The sequence below is a fragment of the Streptomyces sp. KLMMK genome, from assembly GCF_036961605.1.
GTDB lineage: Bacteria > Actinomycetota > Actinomycetes > Streptomycetales > Streptomycetaceae > Streptomyces > Streptomyces telluris.
The window spans coordinates 1-9,539 of the sequence record NZ_JBAMDC010000260.1; the positions used below are offsets into that span (position 1 = coordinate 1).

At 71.0% G+C, this 9,539-nt stretch carries 10 protein-coding genes; 6 read left to right on the top strand and 4 right to left on the bottom strand.

Annotated features, from left to right (window positions below; genetic code table 11):
• From V7793_RS27170 to sbnA, 3 genes are all read right to left on the bottom strand, one after another.
• A partial coding sequence (locus tag V7793_RS27170) for an AMP-binding protein (RefSeq protein ID WP_336011001.1) occupies positions 1-445 on the bottom strand: 445 nt, incomplete at its 3' end.
• Positions 442-1,500 carry a 2,3-diaminopropionate biosynthesis protein SbnB gene (gene sbnB, locus V7793_RS27175; protein ID WP_336011002.1) on the bottom strand — a complete coding sequence of 353 codons (1,059 nt, stop codon included), beginning with the start codon at positions 1,498-1,500 and terminating at the stop codon, positions 442-444. The genes V7793_RS27170 and sbnB, both read right to left, overlap by 4 nt.
• Entirely contained in the window at positions 1,497-2,480 is a 984-nt protein-coding gene (gene sbnA / locus V7793_RS27180; protein ID WP_336011004.1) for a 2,3-diaminopropionate biosynthesis protein SbnA, read from the bottom strand. The genes sbnB and sbnA overlap by 4 nt, the downstream gene beginning before the upstream one ends.
• 354 nt (positions 2,481-2,834) lie before the next feature.
• Between sbnA and V7793_RS27185 the strand changes: the two genes are divergently transcribed.
• Entirely contained in the window at positions 2,835-3,626 is a 792-nt protein-coding gene (locus V7793_RS27185) for a helix-turn-helix transcriptional regulator (RefSeq protein ID WP_336011007.1), read from the top strand.
• Between the two features lie 93 nt (positions 3,627-3,719).
• Here the strand turns inward: V7793_RS27185 and V7793_RS27190 are convergent, their stop codons facing one another.
• Positions 3,720-4,964 carry an MFS transporter gene (locus V7793_RS27190; protein WP_336011010.1) on the bottom strand — a complete coding sequence of 415 codons (1,245 nt, stop codon included), beginning with the start codon at positions 4,962-4,964 and terminating at the stop codon, positions 3,720-3,722.
• A gap of 54 nt (positions 4,965-5,018) precedes the next feature.
• On the opposite strand from V7793_RS27190, the gene V7793_RS27195 reads away from it, so the two are divergent.
• The 5 genes from V7793_RS27195 to V7793_RS27215 form a co-directional block, all read left to right on the top strand.
• Positions 5,019-5,762, top strand: coding sequence for an AraC family transcriptional regulator (locus V7793_RS27195; protein WP_336011013.1), 744 nt, complete (start codon positions 5,019-5,021; stop codon positions 5,760-5,762).
• A gap of 166 nt (positions 5,763-5,928) precedes the next feature.
• Positions 5,929-6,669: a bifunctional 2-polyprenyl-6-hydroxyphenol methylase/3-demethylubiquinol 3-O-methyltransferase UbiG gene (gene ubiG, locus V7793_RS27200; protein ID WP_336011015.1), complete on the top strand. Its 741-nt coding sequence runs from the start codon at positions 5,929-5,931 to the stop codon at positions 6,667-6,669.
• The gene (locus V7793_RS27205; RefSeq protein WP_336011017.1) at positions 6,666-7,568 is read left to right on the top strand and encodes a 1,4-dihydroxy-2-naphthoate polyprenyltransferase; all 903 of its coding nucleotides are present in this window, start codon (positions 6,666-6,668) and stop codon (positions 7,566-7,568) included. Before ubiG ends, V7793_RS27205 begins: the two co-directional genes overlap by 4 nt.
• Before the next feature lie 20 nt (positions 7,569-7,588).
• Positions 7,589-9,136 carry a flavin-containing monooxygenase gene (locus V7793_RS27210; RefSeq protein ID WP_336011019.1) on the top strand — a complete coding sequence of 516 codons (1,548 nt, stop codon included), beginning with the start codon at positions 7,589-7,591 and terminating at the stop codon, positions 9,134-9,136.
• On the top strand, positions 9,123-9,539 hold a 417-nt coding region (locus tag V7793_RS27215; protein ID WP_336011021.1), incomplete at its 3' end, for a DUF2834 domain-containing protein. The genes V7793_RS27210 and V7793_RS27215, both read left to right, overlap by 14 nt.

Sequence of the window (9,539 nt, forward strand, 5' to 3'; positions counted from 1 at the left end):
GGCCGAGCACGTCCCGGACCCGGCCCTCGGGCCAGCCCGGGTCGACGGGCAGGTAGGAGGCGCCCAGGCTCTCCAGCGCGAGGAAGACGACGGGCGTGCCGGTGCTGCGGGGGCCCACGGCGGCGACCACGTCACCGGCGCGCACGCCCCGGGAGAGCAGGGTGTCCCGCATCGCGGCGACCCTGTCCAGCAACTGCCTGTAGGTCAGCGTCCGTTCGCCCTCGGTGACGGCGGGGCGGTCGGGTTCCTGCTCGGCGTGCCGGATGACGTACTCCAGCACGCCCGTCCGCGTGTCGGCGTCCTGGGCCCTGCGCAGGGCCAGGGCGTTCGCCCGGTCCACCGTGCCCGGTGCCAGGGAGAGTTCGGCGCGGACGTGCACCGCGCGCCCGGTGGCCTGCGGCGTGTCCTGCCGCGTGCCCGGCTGCGTGTCCTGTGACGTCGTCATCGGGTCACCGCCTCCGTACCCGGGCTGCCGTGGCGCTGCAGGTCGTGGAAGAAGCCGTCGACCACGGAGAGTCCGCCCTGTTCCCGGGCCCGGGTGAAGACGTGTTCGCCGACCGCGAGGTCGAGCACGCCCAGGCCGAAGGGCGAGAAGACCACGGTGCGGTCGTCGGGGACGGCCGTCCTGCCTGTGAGGACGTCGTAGAGCGTGCCGTCCAGGAAGTCCCGGCCGCCGGTCAGCTGCTCGGCCAGGTGGACCGAGGTGTTCGCCTTGAGGACGTGCTCGACGTCGTCGACGACGTTGACGCTGTCGAGGATGACGTCGGTGCCGAGGTCCCGCAGGGACACGTGCAGCACCAGCGGATGGTGGGCGAACCAGGACGGGTCGACGAGGTGCGGTGCCGCCGCCGTGGTGGCGCAGACGACCACGTCGGAAGAGCGGACGAGTTCCTCGGCAGAATCGTGGACGCGTACGGCCGCGGTGCCGGCGGCGGTGCCCAGATAATCCGCGAAACTACGGGCGTAATCCGCCGACAGGTCGTGGACGCCGAATTCTTCGGGGGTCAGGTCGAGCGCGGAGAGGTAAGTGTGCAGATAGCGGGCGATGAGCCCGGTGCCGAGATATCCCACACGAAGTGCGGAGCGCCCTCCGATAAGGGCCCGGGCCGCGACCGCGGCGGAGGCGGCGGTACGCACGGCGCTGATGATGGAGCTCTCCAGGCACGCGTACGGATATCCCGTGACCGGGTCGTTGAGAACGAGGACGGCGGAGGCCCGGGGAATGCCCCGGTCCAGATTGGCGGGAAAGCTGGAGATCCACTTGATGCCGTCGACCGGGCGGTCGCCGCCGACCGACGCCGGCAGGGCGATGATGCGGGCGGTGGGCCGGTCGGGAAAACGCAGGAAGTAGGAGGGCGGATTGATGGTGCGGGCCTCGCCGTGCAGGAGGTATGCCTTTTCGACGAGTTCGGTGATTTCCCGCTGGCGGCCGTCGAGCACCCGGTGCACCGTGCGGCCCGGAACGACGGAGAATTCTGGGATTTCTGCCTGGTCGCTCAATGGTTCTCCAGGAGTGAGTGGACGTCGTCGTGGCCGTAGTGATGAGTGACCCACGTGTCGTCGTAGATGGTGTCGACGTAGCGCTCCCCCAGGTCGGGGGCGATGGCGACGGCGGTGTGGGCGGGGGTGCGGTGCCGGGCGAGCCACCGGGTGGCGGCGCTGACGACCGTTCCCGAGGAACCGCCCAGGAGCATCCCGCGCGCGGCGAGCCGGCGGCAGGTGCGGATGGTGTCGATCTCGTGGACGCGGATGACCTCGTCGACGAGGTCGCCGGTGAGTTCCGGGTCGATCAGCGGCATCGGCGTGCCGGCGCCGAGTCCGGGGATGTGCCGTGGCCCCGGGGTTCCTGCGAAGCTGACCGAGCCGACGCTGTCGACGGCGATGATGCGAACCTGAGGCCGGTGTTCGCGGAAGTAGCGGGCACAGCCCATGAGGGTGCCTCCGGTGCCCGTGCCGATGAACAGGGTGTCGAGGTCGGGGAACTGCTTGGCGATGAAGGGGGCGGTGTTCTCGTAGTGCGCCGCCCAGTTGGCCGGGTTCTCGTACTGGTTGAGCCAGACGCAGGCGGGGTCCTCCCGGCAGCGCTTTCGCACGTACGCCTTGCGGGCGGCCAGGTAACCGCCGGTCGCATCGGGTTCGCCGACGATGACGACCTCGGCGCCCAGGGCCCGCATGAGGTTGACCGTGGCGGGGTTGCAGTTGGGGTCGGTGACGCAGACGAAGCGCAGCCCTTTCGACGCGGCGGTCACGGCCAGAGCCACGCCGAGATTGCCGGAAGAGGACTCGATCAGAATGGAGTCGGGGCCGATGACGCCCTCGCGTTCCGCGGTGGCGACCATCCACGTGGCCGGGACGATTTTTATGGATCCGGCGAAGTTGAAACCTTCGCATTTGAGGTGGAGCGGTATGCCGAGAGTGGGCCGCAAATCGATGTAGACATCGCTCTCGAGCAGCTCGTGGGCAGCGGTGATGAAGGTCATGCGTTGCGTTCACTTCCATTCCTCTGCAGGGATCGCCGAAACAATCCACGGCAAAGCGAGTCGTGGTCCGCAGGGCATGCTGGATCAGCCCGGACCACATCATGTGTCGCATGTGCGGAAAGGGCGATGAATGGACGCGCTGAAGCTCTGAGAATGGAAAGGTTGGGGCTCGGCCGGCGCGGCACCGCCGGTCACCCCGGGCGTTTATCCGGCTGGTCGGGTCCGGAAAACGCTACGGACGCGGAGATCGCGCCCCGAGGAAAGTCGTGGAATCCGTTCGAATGTCTTTCTGCACCCCCCTGCCCTGGAGCTTCTCAAAACCGTCTGTTCAGTCGGTAGTGAATAATCGGCCAGGTGATACTTCATAACGGCCATGATCAAGATGTCGTCCGGCGCTTCGTCCTGCGCCCGGACGAGACCGTCCCTCCGCACCGGCACGAGCAGACGCAGGTCGTCGTCCCGCACACCGGCGTCCTGGCCGTGATCACGGCACTGGGAACCTGGGTCGTCGCCGCCCCGGACCGCGCCGTCGTCATCCCGCCGGGGCTCGAGCACTCCCACCGCGCCCACACCCGGAGCCTCGTGTCGACGATCATGCTGGCCTACCCGCCGATGCGGGCCCGGGCCGGCGACCGCCCCACGGTGGTGAACCTGACCCCGCTGGCCCGGCACGTGCTGACCGCGCTGTCCGAACCGGACCGGCCGGCCCGGATGCGGTCCGCGCTGGAGAACGTGCTGCGCTACGAACTCCGCAGCGAGAAGCACCAGTCCAATGCGCTGTCGCTGCCCACTCCCCGCGACCCGCGGCTGCTGGCGCTGAGCAGTTCGCTGATCCACGCCCCCGCCGACGGCCGCAGTCTCGACGACCACGCGCGGGACCTGGGGACCAGCCAGCGCACCCTGCGCCGGCTGATCAAGGCCGAGCTGGGGATGTCCTTCCCGCAGTGGCGGACCCTCGTCCGCCTGGTCGCCTCACTGGCCCACCTCGCCAACGGCGAGTCGGTCACCAATACGGCCCACCTGTGCGGGTTCACCTCGCCGAGCGTGTTCATCGCCCGCTTCAAGGAGTTCGTCCACGTCACGCCGGGCGCCTACCGGGACCGGATGCTGGCGTCGGCAGCGGACACCGGCCACAGCCCGCCGTGAGCCGGACCCCGGGAACGCCGGGGCGCCAAAACGGACGGGAGCCTCCGGGCCGGTGAGGGCCCGGAGGCTTCCGCGGCCGGCGGGCAGGGGCCGTCAACGGGCGTCCCGCCGGGAGGGGGAGAGCTCGGCCTCGGGGGTGGCCGCCGCTCCCTGTTGCACGGGGGCCGGAGCCGGTCCGGCCGCCGGTGCCGCCGGCTTCGGCACGACCGGCTCGGGCAGGGTCCGGAAGAGCAGCCAGGCCAGGGCGGGCATCGCGATCAGCGGGGCCAGGGCCGTCTGCAAGGAGGTGGCGTCGGCGACGCTGCCGATGACCGGGCTGACGAGGCCGCCGATGCTCACGGTCAGGCCGAGGGTGATCCCGCTGGCGGTGCCGACGCGCGAGGGGAGGTAGTCCTGACCCAGGGTGACCTGCAGCGAGAAGGGGATGTAGAGCCCGGCCGAAGTGAGGGCCACGAAAAGGTAGATCACCGGGCCGGGGGCGAAGACGATGCCCGCGACGGCGGCGACGGTCATCAGGTACGCGCCGCGCACGACGGTGACCCGGTCCCACCGGTTGGCCAGGTTGCCGCCCAGCACCGTGCCGACCGCGCCGCCCAGGTAGAGCACGCACAGCGCCGCGGTGCCGGCAGCCGTACCGCCACCCGTGCGCTGCTGGGTGTAGAACGAGATGAACGTGCTCAGGCCGATGAACACGATGGACCGGCAGACCACCGCCAGCGCCAGCTTCACGAACGAAGCCCTGTCGTCGGCGCCCGCCGCGGCAACGTCCTTGCGGGCACCGGTCCCTGACGTCCTGTCCAGCATGCGCACGACGAGGAGGCACAGCACGCTGCCGGCGAGAGCGGGCACCACGAACAGCGGTGTGAGCCGCAGGCCTCCGGCGGCCATGACCCCTGCGACCATCAGGGGGGCTACGGCGAAGCCGAGGTTGCCGCCGAGCGAGAACCAGCCCATCGCGGTGTGACTGCCCTTGCTGGCGACGCGCGCGACGCGGGCGGACTCGGGGTGGTACGCCGCGACGCCGACCCCGGAGACGGCCACGAACACCAGCGTCAGCGCGTAGGACCCACCGAGGCCGCTCAGGGCGATCCCCAGCCCGCCGAGGAACGTGCTCAGGGGGAGCAGCCAGGGCATCGCCCACCGGTCGGTGAGCACGCCGAACAGCGGTTGTGCCACGGAGGACAGCAGCGACGCGGCGAGCACGATGCCCGATGCCGCGGCGTACGTGTAGTCGCGCTCGGCGACGAAGAACGGCACGAGCGCGGCCACCGCACCCTGGTAGACGTCCACACAGGCATGCCCGACCGAGAGGAGGAGGATCGCTTTGTTCCTTGGCACCTCATCATGTTCGCCGCTCGGCACCGTGTCGCACTTCCGATAATCTGCCAATCGATGAAGAACATCCGCCATGAGCCGGTCGCGCCGACCCGCATGCAGTGGCTGGCCCCCGGAGCCGCCATCGACGCCCACCGCCACGACGACCACCAGATCGTCTACGCCGCCCGCGGTGTTCTGGCCATCACCACCGACGCGGGCTCCTGGATCGCCCCGGCCACCCGCGCCATCTGGGTGCCCGCCGGGACCGTCCACGCCCACCAGGCGCACGGGGGGCTCGACCTGCACCTGGTCGGCCTGCCCGCGACCGACAACCCGCTCGGCCTGGACGAGCCGACCGTGCTGACCGTCGGCCCGCTGCTGCGCGAGCTGATCCTCGCCTACACCCGCGCGCCGGACGACGAGAGCCCCGAACGCGGGCGCCTGCGGGCCGTCCTGCTCGACCAGTTGCGGGCCTCGCAGCAGGAGCCCGTCCACCTGCCGGCGCCCACCGTGCCGCGGCTCAAGGCGCTGTGCGCGATCCTGCAGGCCGACCCGACCGACGACCGCACCCTCGCCGCCCTGGGCAAGGAGGTCGGCGCGAGCGACCGCACCCTGTCCCGGCTCTTCAAGTCCGACCTCGGCATGACCTTCCCGCAGTGGCGCACCCAACTGCGGCTCTACCACGCCCTGATCCTGCTGGCGGAGAACACCCCGGTGACCACCGTGGCCCACATGTGCGGCTGGTCGTCCGCCAGCGCCTTCATCGACGTCTTCCGCCGCGCCTTCGGCCACACCCCGGGCTCCCACCAGCCCCGATAGCGAAGCGGCGGGCATCCCGGCCCACCACCCACCCCACTGTGACCCAGGTCACAGGTGGCGGGTTGACCCGGCGTCAGGGCCCTTTTCCTGGCGGCCCCGCGGCGGTCTCCCTAGCCTTTCAAGCCGGAAACCTTCGGCTCGGATCCCCCTTCCCCGGACGGTGGTCGTGGCTGGGTACAGACGAAATTTCATCACCGATTACGACGGTCTCGCCGGCCAGTGGTGGGATCCGCGCGGGGCGCTCGCACCGCTGGGCTGGATCGCGCGGGCCCGCGCCGCGTTCGTCCCCGACACCGCGACCGCTCCCGGCCCGGCGGCGGGTGACGGCAGCGAGCCGCCCCGGCTGCTCGACGTCGCCTGCGGGGGCGGCCTGTTCGGCCCGCACCTGGCCGGCAAGGGATACCGCGTCTTCGGCGTGGACCTGTCCGCCATGGCGCTCCGGGAGGCGCGGCAGCACGGCTACGACGCGGTGTTCCGGGCCGACATCACCCGACTCCCCTTCACCGACGCGTCGTTCGACGTCGTCACAGCCGGGCAGTGCCTCGAACACGTCCCGGAGCCCTTCGTCGTGGTGTCGGAGCTGTGCCGGGTCCTGCGCCCCGGCGGCACGCTGATCGTCGACACCATCCCCGACACCGGCCTGGCCCGGCTGGTCGCCATCACCCTCGCCGAGAACCTCCCCCTCCCGGGCAGGCCCCCGCGCGGCACCCACGACCACCGCCTCTTCGTCAACCGGGAGCGGCTGGTCGGGGTCGCGCGGGCGCACGGCGTGGAGCTCCGGCTGCTGGGGCTGCGCCCGCACCTGCCCGACCTGGCCCGTTACGTCGTCAAACGACGCGAGGAGGTTCGTATGATCCCCACCAAGTCCACCGACGTCCTCTATCTGGGCGTGGGGACGAAACGATGACCGCCCCGGTGACCGCGTACCGGCGGCCGGCCCCGGGCAGCGTGCGGACCTGGGTGAGGGGCGCCCGGCTGAAGACCCTCCCCGTGACCCTGGCGCCGATCGCGGTGGGCACGGGCGTCGCGCACTCGCTCGGCCAGGTCCTCTGGTGGCGCACCGTGCTGACCCTGCTGTTCATGCTGGGCTTCGTCATCGGCACGAACTACTTCAACGACTACAGCGACGGCATCCGGGGAACCGACGACGAACGGCTGGGGCCCACCCGGCTGGTCGGCTCCGGGCAGGCGACGCCCCGGCAGGTGCTGCGCGCCGGAATGCTGCTGTACGCCGTCGCGATCGTGACCGGCGCGGTCATGGCCGTGACGGTCTCCTGGTGGGTGATCCCGCTCACCGCGTACTGCGGGCTCGCCGGCTGGTTCTACACCGGCGGCCCCCGGCCCTACGGCTACCGGGCGCTCGGCGACCTCAGCATCTTCCTCTTCCACGGCGTCGTGATGGTGTCCGCCACGACCGGCATCCAGCTGGGACACGTGCCCCCGCTCGCCCTCGGCGCGTCCGTCCCCATGGGCCTGCTCTCCTGCGCGCTGCTGACGACGAACAACCTGCGCGACATCCGCACCGACGCCGCCGCGGGGAAGATCACCGTCGCCGTGCTGCTGGGCGCGAAGCGCACCCGCGTGTACTACGCGCTGTGCGTCGCCGCCGCCTTCGCGTCCGCGCTCCTGCTGTCCACCGCCCGCCCCTGGGCCGCGCTCGTGATCGCCGCCGTCCCCTCCGCGGCCTTCCCGCTGCGCCGGGTGCTGAGCGGGGCCCGCGGAAGCGACCTGATACCGGCGCTGGAGCACACGTGCCTGCTGCTGCTCGCGTTCGGGGCCGTACTGGCGATCGGCCTGTCCCTGTGACCGGCGGGAAGGGCGCACCGGTGCCCCCCGACCACGAAGTGCTGGTGATCGGCGCCGGGTTCGCCGGCATCGGCGCGGCGATCGGCCTGCTCCGGGCCGGCATCGAGGACTTCGCCGTCATCGACGAACAGGACGACGCCGGCGGCTCCTGGAACGCCAACACCTACCCCGGCATCGCCGTGGACATCACGGCTTTCTCCTACTCCTTCGCCTTCGAGCCCTTCCCGTCGTGGTCCCGGGCCTTCCCCGCCGGAGCGGAACTGAAGGCGTACGCGGACCACTGCGTCGGCAAGTACGGCCTCCGGCCCCGTATGCGCTTCGGCGCAAGGGTGGTGCGGGCCGTCTACGACGAGGCGGAGCACCTGTGGCAGGTGTTCCTGGAGGACGGCACGCCGGTCACGGCGCGGTTCGTCATCTGCGCCACGGGCTGGCTCACCAAGCCGAAGGCGCCCGCCATCGAGGGGCTGGACCGGTTCAAGGGCGACGTCGTCCACACGGCGACGTGGGACCACTCCCTGGAACTGGACGGCCGGAGCGTGGGGCTGATCGGCACGGGCGCCTCGGCGATCCAGCTGATCCCGGAGATCGCGCCCCGGGTGGAGCACCTCCACGTCTACCAGCGCACCCCCGTCTGGGTCTTTCCCAAGCCGGACTTCACGCTGCCCGCCGCGGTCCGCCGGCTGTTCCGGGCGGCTCCGTGGACACAGCGGGCGGTCCGGCTGGTCACCGACACCGCGACGGAGGCCGGCTTCGTCATCGCGATGATCCACTACCGCCGGTTCCCCTTCCTGGTGAAGGCCGGCGAGGCGGCGTCCCGGCTGTATCTGCGCCGCCAGGTCAAAGGCGACCGCGAGCTGATGGACAAGCTCCTTCCCGCGTACCGGCTCGGCTGCAAGCGGCCGTCGTTCGGCAAGGGCTACTGGCGCGCCTTCACCCGCGACAACGTCCGGCTCGTCACCGAGCCCATCGAGGAGATCACCGAGACCGGCATCCGCACGGCGGACGGCGAGGAGCAGCGGTTCGACGTCCTGGTGCTGGCCACCGGGTTCCGGACCCTGGAGAACCTGCCGCCCTTCCCCACGCACGGCACGGGCGGCCGCGACCTCAGGGAGTTCTGGCGCACCGAGCGCTTCCAGTCCTACGAAGGCACGTCCGTCAAGGGGTTCCCGAACCTGTGGTTCATCGTCGGGCCGTACTCCTTCACCGGCGGATCGTGGTTCGGGATGATCGACTATCAGGTCACCCACGCGCTGCGGGTGATCGGGGAGGCACGGCGGCGGCGCGCCACGGAAGCGGTGATCCGCCCGGAGAAGCACGACGAGTCCTTCCGCAGGACGCTGCGCCGGCAGCCGGGCACGGTCTTCCTGCACGAGAGCTGCCGGCGTTCGAACAGCTACTACTTCGACGAACGCGGGGACGCGCCGGCGGTCCGTCCCGCCAGCACCTACGAAGCCGCCTGGCGGGCCCGGCACTTCGCCCTCGACGACTACCGCTACGGCTCTCGCCCCGACCATCCCTACGACCACTCCTACGACCGACCTGGAGGCCGGCGTGATGCGACTCGGTGAAGTGCGGGGCAGGGACCGCGCGCTGTGCGTCTTCTACGCGTTGTTCGCCCTCGGCGGCCTCGTCGCCATGGGAGCGCTGGCCGTCGCCTTCGTGCGGCGGACCCTGGACGACGGGGCCGACGGCGCGGCCGGCGTCATCCGGAACTTCCTCCACGACGCACTGACGAACCTGGCGTCCCAGTTCATCTACGCGGACCTGGTGCTGATCTGGCTGGGCCTGGCGGCCTTCATGATCACCGAGTCGCGGCGGCTGGGGATCCGGTACGTGTGGGCGTACATCGTCGGCGCCCCGGCACTGGCGCTGTGCGTGAGCTTCGCGGTCTTCATGTACGTCCGCCAGCTGAAGATCGCGGCTACGGGCGAGGAGGGGCGGCCTGCCGCCGGGGCTGCGGCCCGTGGGGTG

Bases quoted from the DNA above. Each gene is read 5' to 3' on its own strand.
- sbnA (WP_336011004.1), bottom strand. From the start codon at position 2,480: ATGACCTTCATCACCGCTGCCCACGAGCTGCTCGAGAGCGATGTCTAC.
- V7793_RS27195 (WP_336011013.1), top strand. From the start codon at position 5,019: ATGAAGAACATCCGCCATGAGCCGGTCGCGCCGACCCGCATGCAGTGG.
- V7793_RS27205 (WP_336011017.1), top strand. From the start codon at position 6,666: ATGACCGCCCCGGTGACCGCGTACCGGCGGCCGGCCCCGGGCAGCGTG.